At 67.2% G+C, this 22214-nt stretch carries 12 protein-coding genes; 9 read left to right on the top strand and 3 right to left on the bottom strand.

The window, feature by feature from the left end; all coding sequences use genetic code 11:
- Positions 1–113 precede the first annotated feature (113 nt).
- From ACQEVC_RS01700 to ACQEVC_RS01680, 5 genes are all read left to right on the top strand, one after another.
- The gene (locus tag ACQEVC_RS01700; protein ID WP_432872680.1) at positions 114–1340 is read left to right on the top strand and encodes a DNA sulfur modification protein DndB; all 1227 of its coding nucleotides are present in this window, start codon (positions 114–116) and stop codon (positions 1338–1340) included.
- Positions 1341–1451: 111 nt separating this feature from the next.
- The gene (locus tag ACQEVC_RS01695) at positions 1452–3905 is read left to right on the top strand and encodes an AAA family ATPase (protein ID WP_432872678.1); all 2454 of its coding nucleotides are present in this window, start codon (positions 1452–1454) and stop codon (positions 3903–3905) included.
- Positions 3902–4264, top strand: coding sequence for a hypothetical protein (locus ACQEVC_RS01690; RefSeq protein WP_432872677.1), 363 nt, complete (start codon positions 3902–3904; stop codon positions 4262–4264). The genes ACQEVC_RS01695 and ACQEVC_RS01690 overlap by 4 nt, the downstream gene beginning before the upstream one ends.
- Positions 4261–8469: an AAA domain-containing protein gene (locus ACQEVC_RS01685; protein WP_432872675.1), complete on the top strand. Its 4209-nt coding sequence runs from the start codon at positions 4261–4263 to the stop codon at positions 8467–8469. Before ACQEVC_RS01690 ends, ACQEVC_RS01685 begins: the two co-directional genes overlap by 4 nt.
- Complete coding sequence (locus ACQEVC_RS01680; protein ID WP_432872673.1) at positions 8469–9341, top strand: hypothetical protein; 873 nt, start codon at positions 8469–8471, stop codon at positions 9339–9341. Before ACQEVC_RS01685 ends, ACQEVC_RS01680 begins: the two co-directional genes overlap by 1 nt.
- 2391 nt (positions 9342–11732) lie before the next feature.
- On the opposite strand, the gene ACQEVC_RS01675 is transcribed toward ACQEVC_RS01680, so the two are convergent.
- Complete coding sequence (locus ACQEVC_RS01675) at positions 11733–12725, bottom strand: AfsR/SARP family transcriptional regulator (protein WP_432872671.1); 993 nt, start codon at positions 12723–12725, stop codon at positions 11733–11735.
- Positions 12726–12935: 210 nt separating this feature from the next.
- On the opposite strand from ACQEVC_RS01675, the gene ACQEVC_RS01670 reads away from it, so the two are divergent.
- Together ACQEVC_RS01670 and ACQEVC_RS01665 are read left to right on the top strand one after the other, a co-directional pair.
- Positions 12936–14138 (top strand): hypothetical protein, encoded by a 1203-nt coding sequence (locus ACQEVC_RS01670; RefSeq protein WP_432872669.1) that lies wholly within the window; start codon positions 12936–12938, stop codon positions 14136–14138.
- A gap of 12 nt (positions 14139–14150) precedes the next feature.
- Positions 14151–15089 (top strand): carbohydrate kinase family protein, encoded by a 939-nt coding sequence (locus ACQEVC_RS01665; protein WP_432872667.1) that lies wholly within the window; start codon positions 14151–14153, stop codon positions 15087–15089.
- Here ACQEVC_RS01665 and ACQEVC_RS01660 read toward each other — a convergent pair.
- Both ACQEVC_RS01660 and ACQEVC_RS01655 read right to left on the bottom strand, forming a co-directional pair.
- On the bottom strand, positions 15039–17186 hold the full coding sequence (locus ACQEVC_RS01660; RefSeq protein WP_432872665.1) for an ATP-binding protein: 2148 nt from the start codon (positions 17184–17186) through the stop codon (positions 15039–15041). The two genes, ACQEVC_RS01665 and ACQEVC_RS01660, sit on opposite strands and share 51 nt — an antisense overlap.
- A gap of 116 nt (positions 17187–17302) precedes the next feature.
- On the bottom strand, positions 17303–17707 hold the full coding sequence (locus tag ACQEVC_RS01655; protein WP_432872664.1) for a hypothetical protein: 405 nt from the start codon (positions 17705–17707) through the stop codon (positions 17303–17305).
- 453 nt (positions 17708–18160) lie between these two features.
- On the opposite strand from ACQEVC_RS01655, the gene ACQEVC_RS01650 reads away from it, so the two are divergent.
- A complete protein-coding gene (locus ACQEVC_RS01650) occupies positions 18161–20866 on the top strand; it encodes an ATP-binding protein (protein ID WP_432872662.1) in 2706 nt (901 codons plus the stop codon).
- Positions 20867–21765: 899 nt separating this feature from the next.
- Positions 21766–22194, top strand: coding sequence for an isocitrate/isopropylmalate family dehydrogenase (locus ACQEVC_RS01645; protein ID WP_432872660.1), 429 nt, complete (start codon positions 21766–21768; stop codon positions 22192–22194).
- Positions 22195–22214 lie beyond the last annotated feature (20 nt).

Below are 22214 nucleotides of genomic sequence, written 5' to 3'. Positions count from 1 at the left end.
GTGCTACGGTGTTTTCGGTGACGGCAAGCGGGGCTCTCCGCTCGGCCGCCGCTGATCTCCCCTGTCCGCGTACCGGACGGGCCTGTTCACCCCCCATTCCTGGAGGACGCGTCGTGTCCATCACCATGCCCACCGCTGCCGTCGAAGGCATCCAGCTCACCGTCACCCCGTTCCGCGCCGACGCGGTGGTCGGCACGATCGGGCTGCCGGCGCTCCTTCAGCTCGTACCGTCGCCGAAGGTCGAGGAGGACAGGCGGGCGATGAAGTTCTCGCCCGGGGCGATCCGCCGCCACGCGGAGATCCGCTCCCTGGTGCAGCGCACCCTCAAGGCCAGCCAGAAGGGACGCAACGTCGCCAGCTACGCCCGCTACATCGCCTCCGGCATCAACGGAGACTTCGGCTCCGGCTGGTCCACCCCGCCGATCACGCTCTGGCTCGCCGACGACCCCGGCGCGGTCAGCGACGAACTCGTCCCCGGCAGCGGCATCCGGCGCATCACCCTGCTCGCCGGCTCACCGGTCGTCGCGATCGACGGCGAGACCCAGGTGACCGCGCTGCACGAGCTCTACGACGACCCCGACCGGTACGGCACGACCTACCAGCAGCTCAACACCGTCCGGCTGCCGTTCGAGCTCTACTGGGGACTGGGCGTCGAGGACGCCCGGCAGATCTTCTACGACCGCAACGTCGAGGGCGTCTCGGTCGACAAGAACCTCGCGATGTCCATGGACCAGCGGGACTTCGGCACCCAGCTCGCGCATCGGGTCGCCGAGGCGGTCAAGGTCGAGCACGACGGCGAGATGGTCCCGTTCACCAGGCTCGTCCAGTCCCGCAAGCGGCAGCTCACCAAAACCGACCCGGAACTGGTCACGCTCTCGGCGCTGCGGGTCCTCGTCGTCACCACCATCTACGGCCGTCCCGGGCTGGCTCTCTCGTCGGCCACCGTCCGGCACAGCGATCTGCCCGCCGGGGTGACCGCCGAACAGGTGCGGCGGCGCGTCGTACCGCTGCTGTCCGGGCTGCTCACCCAGCTCCACCCGCAACTCGCCGCCCGGTCCGCCGCCTCCGCCCCGGCGGTGCTGGCCGGGATCGGCATCGCCGCACACCAGGCCACCGGCTGGGCCACCACCGGCCTCCCGCTGGCCGACACCGACCTGTCCGACCTGCTGGCCGGCGTCCGGTGGGAGCGGGAGGCCCGGTACTGGGACGGCGTGGCCGCCAGCGCCAACGCGGCCGGCGTCCTCAACTTCGGCGGCGGCGCCAAGGACTCCGGCGGCCGGGTCGCCGACGCCATCCTCTACCCCGACTCGGAGAGCGGGCGCAAGATCCGGGGCCGGTAGCTCCGGCCGACCATCCCCTGACGGCACCTCAGGACGGGATGCCGCAGTTCCGCCGGTCACCACAGGTGCTGCGGCCCCGTTACCCCCACGCACGTGATGAGGAGGCACGACATGACAGCCGACCCGCACACCACCGTCGACCAGTTCATCCTCGATCACCTCGACCGGGCTGCCCTGCCCGCGACCGCCGAGAACCTTATCGTCGCCGCCCTGCTCGGCGAGGAGGAACTCGACGCCGTCCTCGGCGGTACGACGCCGCAGCGGCCCCGGGCACCCGAAGCGGACGGCGAGCCCGCCGAGCCGATCGGCACCTATCTCGCCAGCATCGAGGTGACCGGGTTCCGTGGCATCGGACCCACCACCACCCTGAACCTCCACCCCGGACCTGGACTGACGATCGTCACCGGCCGCAACGGATCCGGCAAGTCGAGCTTCGCCGAAGCCGCCGAGTTCGCTCTCACCGGCAACAACAAGCGCTGGGCCGGGCGCAGCAGCATCTGGCAGCAGGGCTGGCGCAACCTGCACGCCAGCGGCGAATCCCGGATCCGTGTCCGCCTCGGGGTGGAAGGGCAGCGCGACGGTGCCGTGGTGGAGTGCCACTGGCCCGGCGACGCCGGCCTGGGCGACGGCAGCACCTTCCTCCAGGCCGCCGGCCGGCGCCGCCAGTCCGTCGCCGATCTCGCCTGGGACAGGCCGCTGGAGCTCTACCGCCCCTTCCTCTCCTACTCCGAACTCGGGGGACTCATCGGGGGCAGGCCCAGCGAGATGTACGACTCGCTGCAACGCATTCTCGGCCTCGGTCGGCTCGTCGAGATCGAGACCATGTTGAAGGCTGCCCGCCGGAACATGGACCAGCAGCGGAAGCAGGCCGGGGAGAGCCTTCCGACACTGCGGGCTGTGCTCGCCGAGCACCCGGATCCGCGCGCCCGGCTCGCGGAGCAGGCTCTTGCCGGCCGGACCGCCGACCTTGACCAGCTTGAAGCCCTGACGACCAGCGCCGAGGCCGCCGAGGACGCGATCGTCGTACCGCTGCGTCAGCTTGACCTGCTGCATCTACCCGACCGGGACGAAGTCTCCGACCGGGTCGAGCGGCTCCGCGACGCACTGCGCCAGATCGACGACCTCGCCGGCACTCCGGTCGACGAGGCCAGGGCACTCGCCGGGCTGCTCCGCGACGCGCTGAAGCACCACGCCGCCCATCCCGACCAGCCTTGCCCGGTGTGCGGGGGTCGCACCCTGGACGAGGCCTGGGCCGCCGACGCGCGGGCACAACTGCACCGGCTCACCCAGCGAGCGGAGCAACTCGAGGCCGCGTACCGCGCCGAGCGCGAGGCACGAGTGGCACTGCGCCGCGCGGTGCCCGCAGCACCTCCCGCGCTCGCCCTCGACCTCGGTCCCGAGCAGGTTGCTACCGCCGACCTCCGGGCAGCCTGGCAGAGGTGGGACAGGCTGCTCAGCACAGCCGACTCCGGCGCGATCGTCGCGTCGGCGACCAGTACGTTCGGCACCCTGCTCGACGCCCTGGCACCGGCGCAGGCCGCCGCCCGCGCGGCGCTGCAGCGTCGCCGGCAGGCGTGGCAGCCCGTCACCGACCAGATTCGGAGCTGGATCGACACCGAGCGCACCAGCCGGCACGCCGCCGAGATGTTCAAGGCCCTGAAGACCGCGATCGGGGAACTCCAGACGATCGGGGCGAAGATCCGCGATGACAAGCTGGCCCCGGTCGCCGCCGAGGCCACTGGGATCTGGAACACCCTGCGGCAGGACAGCAACGTCCAACTAGGCGCGATAAAGCTCGCGGGGACCGGCAGCACCCGTCGGGTCGACCTCGACGTGCAGGTGGATGGCGTACCCAGTGCTGCCCTGGGCGTGATGAGCCAGGGTGAGCTGCATTCCCTCGCCCTGGCGCTCTTCCTACCGCGCGCCACGATGCCGGAGAGCCCGTTCCGGTTCCTCGTCATCGACGATCCCGTCCAGTCCATGGACCCGGCGAAGGTTTACGGTCTCGCCCAGGTGTTCGCCGCCGTCGCGAAGCACCGGCAGGTCATCGTCTTCACCCACGACGACCGGCTCCCCGCCGCAGCCCGGCACCTCCAGCTCGACGCCCGGATCCTGGCGGTCAGCCGACTCGCCCGGTCACACGTCACCGTCACCGGCGGCGGCGACCCCGCCCAGCGTTACCTCGCTGACGCCCGGGCCATCGCCTGCGACGAGGAGATGGCCGGTACCGTGCAGACGACCGTCGTCTGCAACCTCCTCCGGGACGCGATCGAGTACGCCTGCCACGAGCGAATCCGGATCCGGGGCTTCCGTACCGGCACCTCCATCGCCGACATCGAAGCCGCGATCGGCGAGGCACAGGGTCTGCGGCCGACGCTCGCGCTGGCCCTGCTCGGCGACCGCAAGCGTCTCGACGAGGTGAACGCGGAGCTGAATCGGATCGACTCCGCCGCGACCCGGGTGGTCCGCGCCGCGAACACCGGCACGCACGGCGGTCCCACCGCCAGCCTTATCACCCTGGTCGACGACGCGCGGCGCTTAGTGCGGAGGTTGAGCCGGCCATGACTCCGCAGCAGCTTCTCGACGAGGCAGCCGGCCTGCTCGTAGAGCCCAGACCGAGCATGCGCCGGTGTTGGCAGCGCGGCTGCGCCTGCCTTACCCGACTCGCCCTGGAAAAGGGACTACGCCGCTACTGGGACCGGGCCGCTCCGACCGTCGCGGGTTGTCCGATGCGGCACCAGCTCCTGGCGCTGCCGTCCTTCGCGGGGGCTCCGACGGCTCTGCTCGCCCGTACCGCATGGCACGGGCTCTCCCGGGCCATGCACCACCACACGTACGAGCTGGCGCCGACCCTCGCCGAACTCCACTCCTGGCACCACGACGTCGGCGTCCTGCTCGAGCGGCTGACACAACCGAATCCGTGAGTGCCGTTCGCGACCTGGACCATCACATCCCACTGTCGGAAATAAGCGTATTGACGAGCCTTTCCGAAGCCCTATTCTGGAGGGCTTTGCCTCCGCCGGCGGTCCGGCGGGATCCCTGCGCACACCACATCACATCAGACGGAGACGAGATGATGTTTGATCAACCGGATGCGCTCAGCCTCGTCCGGCAGGCCGCGAGTCGGTGGGCGGATCGACTGATCGACTTCGGCCCCCGAAACACGCTGCTCTACTTCAAGGAGCGGCAGGCCAGCACGCTCGACCTCGCCGGAGCGGTCGAGGACGGGATCGTCGACCTGCTGCGCGGGCAGAAAGTGCGGCTGCGGGCACTCTTTCCGGACCAGGACCGGCACAATGCCGCCTGCACGACGGCCCGCGGACTTCGGCGCAAACTGGTCGAGTTGGAGGAGGAGCAGGGTATCCAGGCCGGATGGGTAGCCCGCGGGCTTGTCTGCATGGTTGGGTCGTACACCCGGGGCTCGGTGCCGATGCAACCGCTTCGGGCGCCCCTGATCTTGCATCAAATGGCGTTGGAGAGCCGGACCGCCACCGAGAACGACTTCACGCTGGAGCTGCCCGAGGCGCCCGAGATCAACCCCGTCCTGTTGTACGCGCTCGAGCGACAGTACGGCGTGGAGGCGGACATCAGCGCGCTCGGCGACCGGCTGACCGCGATGCTGGCCGAGAACTCCGATCCGAGGCAGCAGCTGAACACCGCGTACGAGCTGATCGCCAAAGCGGTCGCGCCCAGTGGCCTCGTCCTCCAGCTCGAACCGGCGGTGCTCGCCGGCGTCTTCAGCTTCGACAAGCTGCCCATGGTCGAGGACCTGCGAAACTCGGCCGAACTGCTGGCGCTCCACCCCGTGATCGGGGCGATGGCGGGAGACCAGTTTGCCCGGCAGGGGTTGCGTACCCAGCCCGCATCCGAGCCGAGTTCCAGCGCCGATCGGATCGACCCGGCCAACGAGTTCCTGGTCCACGACGCGGACTCGTCGCAGCAGCGTGTCATCGATGCCGTGCTCGCCGGACGGCACGTGGTGATCGAGGGGCCACCCGGAACCGGCAAGAGCCAGACGATCGCCAACATCATCGCCTTCATGGCGGCGATGGGCCGTAGCGTGCTGTTCGTCTCCGAGAAGCGGGCCGCCATCGAGGCGGTGATGAACCGGCTCGGTGACGTCGGGCTCGACAACCTCGTGTTCGACCTGCACGACCGCAAGATCAGCAAGCGTCGGGTGGCCGAGCGCATCGCGAAGGTCCTGGCCCAGGCCGGAGCCGAGCCTCCGGTCGAGGCCACCGAGCTGCACCACCGGCTCCGGAACCGTCGCCACGCCGCGCAGCGGCACCCGGCCGAGCTGCACGAGGTGCGGCAGCCCTGGGGTCTCAGCGCATTCCAGGTCATCGAGAAGCTGCTCGCCCTGCCGACGTACGACGTGAGCCGGTACAACCTGCGGGCATCCAACCTGCGCCAGCTGGACCGGAACGCCATCGAGATGGCGCGGGAAGACCTCCGGGCGTACGTGGACAGTGGTGGCCTGCGGATCTGGCGCGGGGAGTCGCCCTGGGCGAAGGCCGCGATCCACACCTCCGACGACGTCGCCGGGGTCCTCGTGCACCTCGACCAACTCGCCGCTGGCGCGCTACAGGACGCACAGCAGCAGATCAGGGAGCTCGTCGACCGGGCGGGGCTGGACGTCCCCGACAACCTCGCCGCCTGGACGGAGCTGTTCGACCTACTCGGCGAGGTGGATCGCAGCATCGCCAGCTACGGTGCCGATGTCTTCGGTCCGGGCCTGGACGACTTCGTGTACGCCGTCGCGCCGAGGCGGCTCCGGCCGCGCCGACCGGAGCCGATCGGCCTGCTGCGCCGGATGCGGCTGCGCCGCGAACTGCGGCGAACCTGCCCGGCCGCGCCACGGCAGCGTTCCGAGATCTATCGAGGTCTGGTCGCCGCGATGGACCAACGGGAGCGGTGGCAGAAGCTCAGCCGGCGGGACGGTGCACCGACCGCGCTGGCCGGCGCCAATCTCTGCATGTCCTCCTTCGTCCAGGTGCGCAACCATCTCGCCGCGGTCGCCGCCTGCGCGCGTATCGACGGCCTCGATCGTGGATCGGCGACCAGCGCGTCCAGCACCGTGGCCGATCTGGCAGCCGACCGCGACACCCTGTTCCGGATGCCGGAACTCAACAAGCGGCAGGAGCGGCTCCGCGCGCTGGGGCTCACGCACCTGCTCAACGATCTCGCCAGCCGGCAGGCTTCGAGCGCCGAGGCGGCCGACAGGCTGCTGTACGCCTGGCTCCAGGTGGTTCTCGACGAGATGCGGATGCGGGTGCCATACCTCGGTCAGTTCGTCGGCAAGCAGCATGCCGGCGTGGTCGAGGATTTCCGGGTGGCGGACGGGGAGCACATCGGCTCGACGGCCGCACGGGTCCGGCGCAACGTCGCTGTCAATCTGCGCAAGATCCGTGACACCCATCCCGACCAAAACACCCTGGTACGGCAACAGGCGGCGAAGAAGAGCCGCCACCTGCCGCTGCGGAGGCTGCTCGGCGACGCGCCGGAGGTGCTTCTCGCCGCCTTCCCGTGCTGGGCCATGTCGCCGCTCGTGGTCAGCCGCATCCTTCCCGCCGCGCAACTGTTCGACATGGTGATCTTCGACGAGGCGAGCCAGATCGAGCCGCACGACGCCGTCGCCTCGATCATGCGCGGCAGTCAACTCGTGGTGGCCGGGGACCCGAAGCAGTTACCCCCTACGCCCTTCTTCCGGCGGTTGGCGCAACAGTCCGCGTCGAGCGACGACGAGGATCTCGTCGAGGAGAGCCTCGACGACTACGAGTCGGTCCTCGATGTCCTGGGCGGCCTGATCTCGGACCGGTACCGCCTGACCTGGCACTACCGCAGCCGCGACGAGCGGTTGATCGCATTCTCGAACGTCGAGATCTACGATCGGTCCCTGGTCACCTTCCCCGGCGTACGGGTCGACAGCCCGCTGCGGCACGAGGTGGTGGACGGTCGGGTCGTACCCGGCCAGGGCTCATCGCCGGAGGAGGTCGACCGGGTCGTCGACCTGGTCCTGGAGCATGCGGAGCAGCGGCCCGACGAGAGCCTCGGCGTCATCACCATGGGACAGAAGCACGCGCTGCGGATCGAGGCGACGCTGCGCAGCCGACGTCGGGAACACGAGCAGCTCGACGACTTCTTCTCGCAGGACCGTGCCGCGAGCCAGCGCTTCTTCGTCAAGAGTCTGGAGAACGTCCAGGGCGACGAGCGGGACGCCATCATCCTGAGCATCGGTTACGCCAAGACCCGGGACGGGCGGCTTCCCCTGCGGTTCGGGCCGCTGAACCAGGAGGGCGGCGAGCGGCGGCTGAACGTGGCGGTGACCCGGGCGCGCAGCCGGATGACGGTGGTCAGCGCCTTCTCGCACCACGACATGGATCCGAGCCAGACGACGGCGACGAAGAACCGCGGTCCCGAACTACTGCGCCGCTATCTTGAGTTTGTCGCGCTCGACGGTGACCTCGGCGCGCGACAGCACACCGGAGTGGAGCTGAACGGCCTCGAACGCAGCGTGCTACACGCCGTACAGCAGCAGGGCATTCGCGCCGTGCCGCAGTGGGGCGTGTCCGGGTACCGGCTAGACCTGGCGCTGGCCCACCCGGAGCAGCCTGGCCGGATGGTGCTCGCAGTGGAGACCGACGGCCACACGTACCACCGGGCACACAGCGCCCGGGACCGGGACCGGCTACGTCAGCAGCATCTGGAGCGGCTCGGCTGGGAGTTCCACCGAATCTGGTCGACTGACTGGTACGGGGATCCCGCCGGTGAGACGGCTCGGCTCGTGGCTCGGTGGAAGCAAGCGGTCGACCGGGCCGACCGCGCAGGCAAGCTCCAGGCGCCCCCAGCGGAACCGACCCGGACGGCCCCACCGCCACCGCCACCGGCCTCCCGCCGCGGCCCGCGCCCGATGGTCCCGAGTGGTCTCCGGATCACCGAGTACACCCGGGAGCAGCTGGTGCGGCTCAGTGCGTGGTTGCTGAGCGACCAACTTCAACGGGACCGGGACGAACGCCTGCAGGAGGCCATGACCGAACTCGGGTTCCGTAAGCGGGGCTCCGTCATCATTCAACGTCTGACCGAAGCACTCGAGATTGCGCAGCAGCGCGCCGACCGGGAGGCCTACTGATGCTCGTCGTTGACCCGCTGACCCTCGAACGGGTAGCACGCCTGATCTGCGACATCGACGGTCCGTACGAACGGACCGGAGCGCAGATTGAACGGTTCCTCCACCGGGTTCGTTGGCCCGGCGATCCGCAGTACGACGGCTCCCCACGGGTGCCCTGGCTCACCGAGATGCTGGTCGCGCACGCGGACGACAGCGCGGCGCTCGACCGGCTGCTCTGCCGGATCTGCGACCCGCTCGAATACGACGGAGGGCTCGAGTCGGCAGAGCCAGTTGCCGAGGAACTCAACCGGATCCTGGCTCCCGAGCGGCTGACCGTCACCTACGTCGGCGGCCGTCCGGTGCTCGGGCAGTTGGATCAGGCGGGCGACGCTCCTCTGTACGAGCAGCCGCCAGATCTTCGACAGCGGATAGGACGACTCGCCGGGCACGCTGACGACAACACCGTCGGCATCCTGATGGCTCGTGCGGACGAGGCGTCGATCTGCCAGAGCAACGGCGCGTTTGCGTTGGCAATCATCGGTATCGGCAGCTTCGTGGAAGGCCTGCTTCATTCGATCGTCGTGCGGCGCGACTCGGTGGCCCGTGCGAGCGGCCTCGTCGATCGTCGGGGTCGCCGGATCCCCATCGACCGTGTGAGTCTGCATCTCCTGTTGGATCACGCCCACCAGCGGAAGTGGATCCAGACAGATGCCAAAGACTTCATGGAAAAGGTGCGCGACTACCGCAATTTCGTCCACCCCCGCCACCAGGCGCAGTACGGGCTGGTGCCGGACCTGGACACCGTTCGGATGTGCTGGGCCCCTGTGCATGCCCTGCTCAACGACCTGGAGTCCGCACTGTTGACGGACGACGCGGGTCCCGTGTCGCCCTGATCAGCCCGATGGCGAGCATCGCTGTCGTGTCCGGAAGGTGAGAGCGACGAACCAATGGCGCTGCACCATGCGGCCGACGAGCCGTCGAACCGCTGCACCATGCGGCCGACGAGCCGTCGAACTGGTTGTGGAGGTTTCGCATATGGCCGGCAAACGGCCTACGAGGCTTGTCAGGATCGTCCAGCAGACACTGGCGGCAGGACCCGTCTCCCGGGAGCATCTGATCGCACGCTTGCAGGAGGCCGGCGTTCGGGTCGATGTAGGCGTGCTCTGGGAGACGTGCCGGACCCATGGTCTTGCGGATCTCTGCGGCGACCTGTGGGTACCGAGGGGTTGGGCCGCACCGTCCGCCGAGCGTCGTGATGCCTTGTCGGTGCCGGCGAACCGGCCGAGTACCGCAGCGCCAGTGCAGCGGACCCAGGCAGGGCCGACGAGGCGTGACCGTCTCGCACGGCGTGCAGAGGCACAGGTTCGACATCTGGCGGAGTCGGTTGGGTTGGGCGAGCCGGAAGCCGTACCGCCGGTCGGGCCGGTACCGCCCGGCTGGAACGAGGCGGCGCGCGGCGCGTGCCGGGCACTTGCCGACGAGCTGGCGAGGGTTACGAGCCGGCGTACCGAGACGGACGTGCCTCTTCTGGACGGTCGGGAGACGGGACAGACCGCGACACGGCGCCTGGTCCGTTACGAGGCGCAGAGTGAAATTGGTAGCGCTGAGGGAGCACGCGCGCTACTGATCGTGCAAGAGCTACAGATCGAGGTTGAGGTGATCTCGGTGTTCGGCACGGTTGTCACCCTCTCAGTGCCCCCCGACTCACCTGTGGCGTTCGAGGCGAGGCTGCGGCTCGACATGTCATGGCTGCTCAGCGCCCAGAGCAGGAGATTGTGGGAGACGCCCGCCGCGAGGGGGTTAACGTCCGGCCCTGCACGCCGATCCTGGAGTCCAGCGCAGTCGTGGGCGACATCGTCTGGTCGGCCGAGGGATCACTCCTTGGCGCGAATCCAGGGGTCGTCTTTCGTACCGAGGGCCCCGGGTTTGCCGACCTGGTACGTCGCACCCAGCGCCGGAAGCGATCACCAAGTATTCCGGGCACCGGCCAGCTCGGCGACGACTGCGGGCGCTGCCAGCGAATGCTTGTCCGCTTCGAGCTGCCTTGCCGGGAGCAACGGAAGTGCGCTACGAGTGCCCGGCGGGTGACTTCGCAATCAGGCGGAGAAAAGCAATGTGAAGGCATTCAGTCGAAGGTTCGGGTGAATTCGCGAGAATATGCACTGTGGCGAGTATCAGCTACCCCTACTCAGGGCTGCCTTTCTCCTAGTCCCGGTCGTAGATCTAGCCTCCGGGGAGGGCACATCCTGTCGGTTTCCTAGTGGGCAGAAGAGTCAGCGGAAGCCTTGGCATTGCAGGCGTGGATGACGGAAAAGAGTCGGCGTAGGTGTATTCGGTCACGACCAATACGAAGGCCCCGGCCGTTACCTGCCGGGGCTTCCGTGCGACGCCCAGCCGTCAGATCGGCTTCACCAGTTCTGGGACCTGTTTCGTTCGGCTGCACCGCGATTGCTTTGTCCAGGTGGCTCTTGTCGGTCCGCTGAAATTCCTGTTTCCATCCCCCTTGGGCAGCGCATCCCCGACGGTTGAAGGGAAGGAGGAGCGCGCGGTGACGTCGGCGGGTGGACAGTACTCCCAGTGGAACTGACGTTTTGCTATGACGGGTGGGGTGGGCACTATGATGCTCCATTTTGCTGGTCGGAGATTTTGTGCAGCGAAAGTAACGATGGGCCGCGCGAGTGCGTCGTTGTTGTTCGAGGGGGTATCCCCGCGCATAAGCTATCCAGCCAGCATGGTCGGGTTTGCTGGTAAGCCTTCTCAACACCCGGAGCGTCGTTCGAGGCGAGTTGTCTCGGCACGACAGCAAGCGGTTGGACCGACGAGCTCGATCGTTACGTACGCGGAAGCGGCCTAGAGGCACGACCCATCAAGGGGTTGCGGCACAGCTTCCCGGGGCGGACGCTCTCGGCTTCAGTCACGCGACGCTCTCTTCCCGTATGCAGGCATTCGTTCCGCCCGGGGTATGACGGCGCCTAGCATACCAGGCCGTCCACAATGGAGTGAAGTGCGGACGTCATCTGGGTTTGCGGGCGCAAGGATACAGCAACCAGCGATTGCGGCATCTTGGCTGGTGGAGCTGATGTTGACGAGATAGTGCGCCCCTCGACCGCCGCCAACGCGACGCTTAGTGCACATGTCGTCACCATTCGGCACCCTGTCTGGCTGCCCACTAGGGCCCGGGTCAACGTGTCGCAGAAGGAACCGAACCACCGCGGCAGCGCTCCTCCGACTCGTATCGAAGCCGAAACAGCATGCGGTCAACATGGCCGTACGCTACGTGCACCCTACGTTTCGGTAATATATTGATCGCCGGCTGCCTGGTACACGTTCTTGCTGAACATTGCTGTCATCGTGATGCTGCTCTGCCAAGCCTGTCCGCCGTGAATGCCATCCGCCGATACCTGCCTTGCTGAGGCCATCACGGATGGGTCGACGGCCTCGGGAGCCTCGTCCTCGTCCGCCTGCACGGCGACGGCCATAGCCTCAGCTGGAGAGAACGGCAGGTGCTCGGACCAGCCGTTCGAATCGGTCGCAACCGTTCCGCGCACCAGACGACGCACGAGTACGTCGATGTGCGGGCCCGGTCGGACCTGGACCGCGGTCCACATCCGCTCAGCGGCACGGCTGACGAAACCTGGGATCATGGAGGCGTGACCGGAGTGGGCCAGCCCTTGAATGGCGAGCGTTATCAGCCGGTCAGTGGGCACGATTTCGTTGGCCAGCCGTGTGGCTTCGGATGCCACAGCTTCGTGGTCGCCGGTCTTGAGCTGCAGTTCGAATAGGGCGCAGAGGGCGTCGAGGCGCTCTTGGCGTAGAGCGTGTCGGCGCCGGTCGGCCCAGTCGCCGTTGACGTTGGCGAGGGGATCGGCTCGCCAGAGGTGGAGGGCTTGCTGGTAGCCTAGGATGGCCTCGTGATGGTTGCCGTTGCGGGTCTTGGCCCGTCCGGTTGCGAGTAGTGCGGTGAAGCGGTGGTAGTCGACGGCGGCTGGGATGACATGTAGTTCGTAGGCGCGGGGGCGACGATTCAGAAGCCATCCACGCTGGCCGCCGGCCTCCTCGATCGCGCGGCGAACGGCGCGCGCGTAACTTGCGACTGTTTGTTCGGCCTTGTTCGGTCTGCGGTCACCCCAGATGTTGTCAATAAGGGTGTCGACGCGGACTGGGTGACCGGGGCTGAACGCGAGCGTGGCAAGCACACAACGTTCCGCCGAGCGCTCGAGGTCGATAGTTCGGTGATCTGCCTGGATCAGGACGTTGCCGAGCAGTCGAAGATCCATCTCGTCTCCCGCGCGCCGCTGCCTCGCCTGCTGGCAGTGTCCCATTCCTACGCGGCCTTTGTCTCTTTCGGATTTTTCTACCCCCGCTGACCTCCGCTGTTCGCAGTTGTGTCCGCTTTCGTGTCCGATGTGCTGCCTGCATTCGTGTCTGGCGGCTGGGTGCATCCTCTGGGCTCGATGTCGTGACTGTGAGGAGGCGAGGTACGGGTGATGGCACAGGAGTGGATCCGGGTTCCGGTGGGCAAAGGCGCGGCGCGGTGGAGGACTGCGGCGACGCAGCGGATGGTGCTGGCCGTCGTTCATACTCTCGCCAGCGCTGGGCATGTCTTGGACGCGGTTGAGCTGATCGAATGCGACCGGCGGGTCCAGGTGGTGTTCACTCAGGCACCGGACCTGTTTGGCGGCGGTGTCCAGGATTACCTGCGCGGTCTTGGCGCCGTGGTAGTCCCGTGGGATCAGGCGGTCGAGACTGATTTCGACCTGGTTGTGGCTGCGGACTGTGCAGGTGTGCATGAGCTGCACGGCGACGTCGTGATGCTGGCGCACGGGGTGATGAACAACAAGTGGGCTCCACCTGCGTTGGGCGGTCCGGCCAGTGGCCTGGTGGTGGGGTTGGGTGCACCCTGGTTGACCTGGTACGGGCGGCTCGTTCCGGCGATGGTCGCGGTGTCGCACCGGGACGTGATGCCGGTGTTGGCCCAACAGTGTCCGCAGGCGGTGGTGGTGGCGGAGGTCGTCGGTGACCTGTGTCTAGATCGGTTGCGCGCGTCCGCGTCGGGGCGCCGCGCCTACCGGCAGGCGCTCGGTGTCGATGACGCGCGGACGCTCGTCGCTGTCAGTTCTACCTGGGGGCCGGAGTCGTTGTTGGGTCGTTCGTGGCGAACACTGTTCGCACGGCTGGACGAGTTGCCGCGGGACAGCTACGTGGTGCGGCTCGTGATGCATCCGGGTGTGTGGTGCCATGGCCGTCGGCAGGTTCTGAGTTGGTTGCGTCAGCATCTGGGCACTGGCATGCGAGTGGTGGAGCCGACGACTTGGCGGGGACTCGTCATGGCTGCGGACGTCGTCCTGGGTGACCACGGCTCGGTCCCCACCTACGCCGCAGCCGCCGGCGTGCCGGTGCTGCGTGCTCGCCGGCTGCCCGGCTGCACCCCTCCTGGTTCCGTCGCAGAGGTGCTCGCAGCGGCGACACCAGCGCTGACGATGGAGCAGCCGCTGGCAGCACAACTGGAGGCGGCGATGCGGGCGAGACGACCCGGGGCGCACCTTCCGGTGGCCGCGGCGGTCACGTCCGAGCCGGGTCGGGCGGCGCGGTTGCTGCGTGCACAGATGTACCGGCTCTTGGCGCTGGCACCGCTGGACGGTGGCGGTGAGGCTACCCCGGTTGGTCCGCCGGTGCTGGTCGAGCGGTGAGGAGGTGCCGTTATGGGAAGCAGGATAGTGGTGGCCGGAGTGGCGAGCCTGGCAGTGCATCTGGCGGTTGACGGTTTTCCGGTCCGGTACGCATCCGTCTCGACTCCCGCATGGGTCGATGCCGGCCTCGGCGGTGCGGGGGCGCAGATCGCGGCCGTTCTCCGTAACCTGGGTGACGACGTCGATTTGTGCTCTATTGTCGGGGCGGACGGGGCTGGTGGACTCGTGCGGACGCAACTACGTGCTGCGTGTCTAGACGGTCCGGGGGTAATTGAGGGACCAGGCTCCTCTCATTCGGTGGTGCTGGTGGCGCCAGACGGCAAGCGGATGGTCTATCCGCACCTGACAGTGGTCAACGCGATCCGGTATCCGGAAGATCGATTTGTCGAGGCATTGGCCGGAGCCGACCTTGCGGTCCTCACGAATGTCGATTTCGTGCGGGAGCTTCTGCCGGCTGCTGTGTTGAAGGGCGTGCGGATCGCGGTTGACGTCAATGTGATCGCCGACATCAACGAGACCTACCATCGGCCGTGGCTCGATGTCGCGGACATCATCTTCTGTAGTGGCGAGCAGTTGCCGTGCCCCGCTGCCGAGTGGATTGCACAAGTACTGATCCGGTATCCCGGCGCAGCGATGGCGGCGGTGGGCTGCGGTCCACAAGGCAGCATCCTCGGCCTGCGTGACGGGCGCCTGGTCACCGTCGAGGCGGTGGCTCCGTTGGGAGTACGGAATACGTCCAGTGCGGGCGACAGCCTCTTTGCCACATTTCTGCACAGCTGGTTGGCGAAGGGTAATCCAGCCGAGGCTCTCAGCGACGCCGTCGTCTACGCGGGATGGCGCGTCGGCCACCGTCAGCCCACCTCCGTTTTTCTCAGCGGGGCTGAGTTGGCGCAGCTGCGGCTACGGCATCCGGTCCGGGTCACCGTCGGGAGGTGGGATCAGGGTGGCTAGGTGGCGCACCTGGGCGGACTCGGCATCGTCGTTCGCCTCATAGATGCGAAGGGCTTGGGTCAGGTGCATGCGGGCTTCGGCGAACTCCTGCTGGGTCAAGGCGAGTTCGCCGAGCCGGTGCAGCGCCTGTGCCTGGCCGCGCGGAGAGCCTAGGCGCCGCATCTCCTCCAGGGCCTGGGTCAGCTGTTTTCGGGCCGGGTGATGTTCGCCGAGGCGTCCCAGCGCACGGCCGAGTTCAATACGAACGCGGGCATCGTTGTAGGGGTCGATGTCGTCGAGGCTGGCGAAGATCGACGCCGCCTCGTGCAGGAGGGACAACACCCTCTGGTGCTGTGCCGTCTCGTTTTCTACCGTTGCCAGGTTCAGCAGCGCCAACCCGCATCGGCGGTGCTCGCCCAAGTCCCGGCACAGCTGGAGTTGGCGGGTGAAGTATTCGGTGGCCTGCGGGTACCGATGTTGCGTGAGGGCGACCAGGCCGAGCCCTTCAAGAGCCGCCGCAATTCCGTACTGGTCTCCGCTGTTCTGGCACAACTCCTGGTACTGCTCGAACAGCTCTCGCGCCTGATCGAACCGGGCAAGGTCGAAGTGCGCAAAGGCCCACCGACGCAGCATTCGCGCCTCGCGGTCGCGGTCCTCGAGTCGCCGGGCGCACAGCACGGCGAGATGGTCCACCCGCATCCGGTCCTGGTGGTGCCGGTGATAGTGGAACAAGGGCCAGAGCGCATCCGCAATCTGGTACGCGAGCAGCGGCATGTCATGGGTGGCGGCATGGTGGATCGCTGCGACGAGGTTGCCGCGTTCTCGTTCCAGCCAGGTGAGCGCCTCGTCCCGGCCGGCGAGTGTAACGTTCCAGGAGCCTGAATCGAGGAAGGGATTGTCCCTGTCCTTACGGCGGTACGGGGTCAGCAGGTGGTCTGCGGCCGAGACGCCGGCGAGGTACCACTCGACAATGCGTCGGGTGAGGATCGGGTGGTCTGGGTCGGCCTCGGCATGTTGTTGGGCGTGCAGGCGAACCAAGGTGTGTACCCGGTACCGGTCTGCGGTGATCTCGACGAGCAGGTTCGCCTCTAGGAGGGCATCCAGATGTGCGGCGGTTTCCTCCTCGCCCGCTTCAAGCGCTGCTGCTACGACCTCGAGGCCGAACTCGGCTCCTGGATGCAGGCCCAGGGTCCGATAGCACCGGGCGACTGGGTCGGGCAGCTGCTGATAGGACAGATCGAACGCGCCCTGAACCGAGACCTGCTCTCGCCCGCCAAGGCCGCGCAGTCGGTGGTGCTTTTCGGTCAGCTCCTTGACAAGGCGACGAATCGGCCAACGGGGTCGGGTCGCGAGCCTGGCCCCGGTCACTGCCAACGCGATCGGGAAACCGCCGCATAGGTCAACCAGCGAGGCCGTTGCCGCCGGATCGCTGCCGGTACGGTCGACGCCGACCGCTCTGCTGAGCAGTTCGGTGGCCATAGGTTCTGGTAACGGTTCCACCATCAAAAAGTGGGCGCCGTCGCTGACCAGGCCGCCCAGACGCCACCGTGCGGTCACCAGGACAACGCACGACGACGATGTCGGAAGCAGCGGGCGTACCTGGGCTACCGACAGGGCATCGTCCCACAGTAGGAGGAGTTTCTTGCCTGCGGTGACAGAGCGGAACATCGCGGCTTGCTCGGCAGTTTTGGCGGGGACGCGTTGTGGGGCGACCCCCAGCGCCCGCAACGCTTGGGCCAGTACCTCTCCCGGGGGCACCGGTCCGGCGGGATCGAAGGCGCCGAGGTGTCCGTACATCTGCCCGTCGGGAAACTGTGCGCCGGCGCGGTGCGCCCACGACAGGGCGAGAGCGGACTTGCCGATCCCACCCGTGCCGTTGATGACGATCAGGGCCGGGCCCGTTCTGGGCTCGGTCAGCAGCTGGTCGATCTCAGCCAGTTCGTCATCTCGTCCGACGAAGTGAGCCGGTGGTGCCGGGAGTTGCCATGGGATCGGAAGGCCTGTCCCATCCAGGTGGTGGAAGTGCACGCCTCCATCGATCTTGCCGGCTTGCACTGTCGGCCCAGCAATGCCGCGCAGTACATTGCTGACCTCATCGTTTCGGTTGGCCCGCGACATCGCGCATACCCCGCCCCACTTTCCCAGGCTGACCTGGCGGTCTGCCTGCGACTACGGGACCACAGCAGATCCATGACCGTCAAGGCACATCGACGGCGGGTCGGGCGAGCGGACGGTTAGGAGCCTGTCGGCCCGAGCGGACCGAGAGAAATGCCGCCGTGGACGTCGCGCACCTGCACTACGTTGCCACTCACCGCGCCCGTCACCTGATTGATCACACTGATGCCGGCCGTCTGCTGGTCCCGCACGTGACGCCACAGGAAGTTCAGTTCGTCGGCGAATTTCTGGTCCCTGGCCGCGACGGCTTCCAGGGCCACTGCCAGACGTCGCACACAGGTCTCGTCATCCGACCGGGTTTGAGCCACCTCCAAGACGCCCTCGGACTCCACCTCATCAGCACGCAGCTTGCGCCGAACGAGCCGTGCTAGGGCAGCGAAGGCGGCCCGTCCGCCGTCCGATAGTCCTTCTGCGGCCTTGGCTGCGAGCGCCGATGCCACAGCCACCATCACGGGATCAGGCACGTTCCACCTCCGGTGTCCCAGACACAAGGTCATCCAGAATACGACGATACCAATGTCAGGTACGGCAGCGAGCACGTTGGTTTCACAGAACGCGAAATCAGGCGTATCGGTGTGGGCTTAGGCCTGTCCGTGAGGACAGGAAGGAAGATGAAAGAAACGGGTGAGAGATCTGGGACTCGCCATCACCGACGTCGCGATGCGGCAATAAATCTTGCATAAATGCTGGTCGTGACCGGCTCGTCTCAGGTCGAGCGGATCGTGATCCACGATAGCCGATCTTTTAGATAGGCGACAGACTCAACATGACATCGGCTCTTGTCTCTACCGTGGAAGGAGGTTCTCGTATCGAGGAGGTAAGTTCCATGAAGTCGGTAGTGATCACGTCCGCAACGAGCACACCAGACGCCGGCGCCTCGACCATCACCTGTGGGTCCAAAGACGGAGGCGATCGCGATGACCGCCACCGCCAATGACCCGCGCCCAGATGCACGCGAGCGGCAGCGGCAGGCTACGCCTACCACCACCCCACCCCCCTCGGGCAGGGTGGGAGGCCCGCCTTCGATCGCAAACCGAAATTTGCAGGCCCGCAGCAGCAGGCGTGTCTATCAGGCAGCGGGAGACCAATACATCTATGACAGGCAGGCACCCGCAGCCGCGGCGGTCGGCAATACTCTGCCACGAGACACCGCAGCTCTCACCGGCCGGGACCGCGAACTTCGCGAGTTGATTGAGAACGTCACGGTTCTACTCGACGGCGCTGACATGATTCCCATCCACGCGATCGATGGAATGCCCGGCATCGGCAAGAGTGCACTGGCGATCCGCGCCGGACACCTGCTGGAGCGTCGATTCCCCGACGGGCAATTCTTCATCGATCTGCGCGCCCACAGCCCCGGCCAAGCCCCCGTCCGTCCCACCGACGCTCTGTTCGGGCTACTTGCCGCCGACGGAGTTGACGCTGGGCAGATTCCCGCGGACCCCGACTCACGGGCTGCTCTATGGCGCGGCCGCATGGCCGGCAAGAGAGCCCTCATCATCCTTGACAACGCTGCCGGCCGAGAGCAGGTCGAACCCCTCCTACCCGGCGCGCCCAGTTGCCTCGTCCTGATCACCAGCAGACGACGCCTCACCGGCCTGAGCGCTTGTCACGCCGCCGTGACAGTACCGCTGGACACCCTCGCACCCGAGCACGCCGCCGCACTGTTCGCCACCAGAGCCGACCGACCAACTACCGGAACGGAGGCTGCCGCCATACATGAACTGGTACGCCTCTGTGGACACCTACCACTCGCGATCTGCCTGCTGGCCGCAAAGCTCCGTCCGGAGCCGCAGTGGCGTGTCGCCGATCTGGTTCAAGAACTGACGCAGGCCAACCATCGGCTGGCCCACATGCATGCCGAAGATATCGGAGTCGCCGCGGCTTTCGACCTTTCGTACCGCCGGCTACCTGCCAACCAGCGGCGGTTCTTTCGTCGACTGGGCTTGCACCCAGGCGCCGATCTCGACCGTCACGCCGCAGCCGCGCTCGATGCCACCACGCCAACCCGGGCCCAACAACAACTCGACGCGCTCTACCACGACCACCTCCTCGACCAACCCACCCGAGGCCGCTACCGCATGCACGACCTCATCAGGGACTACGCCCAAGATAGAGCCGACCGCGATCCCATCCGGCACACAACCGAAGCCACCACTCGGTTGCTGAACTACTACCAGTACGCCGCCCACGTAGCGAATCAGCAGCTCTCTCGCCCCGGCCGGCGACCGGCCGACACCCCTGCCCCGGCCCCCGCCGCGCTGCCGAACATCCGCACCAGCCATGAGGCGCTGGCTTGGATGGATGCCGAACGGGCCAATCTCTTCGCTTGCCTTCCCGTGCTGTTTGCCGGCCACCAGGCACATCGCATCATTGCGCTTGCGGCTGCCAGCGCTACCTACCTGCGCAACAGCGGGCCGTGGGATCATGCAATCTCACTACACGAGGCAGCAGCGGCCGCTGCCCAGAAGGCCGGCGACCGCCTCGCCCGCGCCGGCAGCCTGCGCGAACTCGGAACGATGCACCGCATGACCGGGAGCTATCCATCGGCGATCGAGGCCCTGTACCAGGCTATGAACCTTTACCGGCAGCTGAGCCACCGACAGGGGATCGCCGACACCCTCACTCAACTCGCCAGCGTATGTCGACGAACGGGAGATCACTCGGCGGCGACGCAGAACCTGGAACAGGCCTTGGCCCTCTACGAAGACTTGGACGATCTTCAGGGGCAAGCCAACGCGCTCAACGAATTCGGTGTCGTCCACCATCAAGCTTACGACCATCTCGCCGGGGCGCAGGCTCTGCAACGGGCACTGGCCATATACCGCGTCCTAGGGGACCTTCAGGGACAGGCCGACGCCCTTAACCAACTCGGTGGCGCCCGGCAGGTTGTCAGCGACTACCGGCCTGCCATCGAAGCCCATGAGCAGGCTCTGACAATGTATCGAGAACTCGGAGACCGCCACGGACAAGCTCGCGCGCTTAACTACCTCGGCGTCGCACTTTACGAGACAGGCGACTACCCTGCGGCAGAGCGCACCCTCAACGAGGCCCTGACGATCCACCGCAGACTCGGCTATCGTCTCGGCCAGGCCAACGCCCTCAACTACCTCGGTACCATTCGCTGTGCGAGCGGTGAATACGCACTCGCGGAACATTCGCTCACCCGGGCGCTGGTCCTCTATCGCGAGCTCGGCTACCCGGTCGGTCAGGCCGACGTGCTCAACCAGCTTGGCGCCACCAAACGCCTGACCGGCCAACGCGAGGCAGCCGCCACAATGCATGATCAAGCCCTGGCCATCGCCCGGCAGGTCGACGACCCACTCGGTCAAGCCCACGCGCTCAACCAACTCGGTCAGCTGCTACTCGCTCACGATCAACCATCGGAAGGACTCGACCACCACCAGCAGGCCCTACAACTTGCACGCCGCGCGCAGAATCCCCGCGAGGAAGCCAGGGCAATCGAAGGAGCCGGCCGCTGTGCCCTCTCGTTGGGTGACCGCAGCCAGGCGATAAGGGACCTCAACCGAGCGCAGGTCACTTACCGACGCATAGGCGCTTTGCGGGCCGTCCAAAGAATTGTCAAATTGACTGCGATCTTGGAAAAAACAGACGCTGTATGATGCACAGGCAGCGCTACAGGGCCATCGAGGGAAAGTTTTCCTTGATCAACCACTGCTGTTGCACAGCTCGATACCAAACGGCTACCCGGGACCCCGCGATCGTCGAATTCGTAGGATGTCGATCCGACGGCGGGTGTGAGCCAATCAGCACGGTGGCGTAGCAGCGGACTCGGCGGAGGAGAAAGCCCTCTAGGTCGAGCAAGGTGGGTGCTGGTGTGCCGGGTTCCGGCGGCGCACGTACCACCCGCAGGGCTCTGCTGCGGCTGGTGGTCCAGCTCAGCCGACCGGCGAACGCGAGTCCAGGCTTTCGTGCCCACTCAAGTCCGATCGCCGGTCGAGGGATCCCTCAGTGCCTGAACCTGCACGTAGCCGCGTCGCAGACGCGGGAGCAGCAGTCCTTGCTCGGCCCGGTCGACCTGGCCTTGGGTTGTGACCTGGCCCAGGTCCGGTCCTGACGGTGACGATGGCCGTAGCGCTTCGGTGAGCCAGCGGTCGTGCCGGGCTACTGTCTTCTCGACGTGTTCGGCCAGGTTGTGGCACAGACGCCAACGGTCGGCGACCTGGATGGCCTGTGGTGCTCCGGTGCGGGCGCCGTCGGCGCAGGCGTTGGCCCGGTCCCGGCAGACGACCTGGATCTGCGGATGATCGGCCAGCCAGCCAGCCGGCGAGCGTGGCCGTTTCCCGGTCAGGTAGCAGGTCGATCGGGCGGCGGGTCGCGAGGGCGACGAACTACAGCAAGGCCCGGTCCGGTTCAGACGAAGCAGAAGCCAGTCGGCGCAAGGGCCACGTCCACTGCCGCCAGCCATCAGCTCATCACCGACGGGCCGACCCGGCCAGCCTCACAGTCAGAACCGCTCCGGCAGCGGGAGCAGCGCCAGGGGGACGTGATACTGCCCGGCGTGGATGTCGCGGTCGCGCAGGCTGCCCAGTTCGTGCTCCATCCGGAGTGGTTCGACGTGGTCGTGGCCAGCAACCTGTTCGGCGACATCCTCTCCGACCTCGGCCCGGCCTGCACCGCCACGCTCGGCATCGCTCCGAGCGCCAACATCAACCCCGAGGGTGATCACCCGAGCCTGTTCGAGCCCGTGCACGGCTCCGCCCCCGACATCGCAGGCAAGGGCATCGCCAACCCGATCGGCCAGATCTGGTGCGGCTCGATGATGCTCGAACACCTCGGCCACCCCGAGGCCGCCGCCCACCTGCTCGGCGCGGTCGAGGACGTCCTGGCGTACGGGCCCGACCAGGCGCCCCTGACCCCCGACCTGCACGGAACCGGGACGACGGCGGAGCTGGGCCGGGCGATCGCCGAGCGGGTCGACGATCGCTGACCCGCGACTGGGATCGTCGC

The organism is Plantactinospora sp. CA-294935 (assembly GCF_050936445.1).
Classification (GTDB): domain Bacteria; phylum Actinomycetota; class Actinomycetes; order Mycobacteriales; family Micromonosporaceae; genus Plantactinospora.
This window is presented reverse-complemented; position numbering and strand designations above follow the sequence as displayed.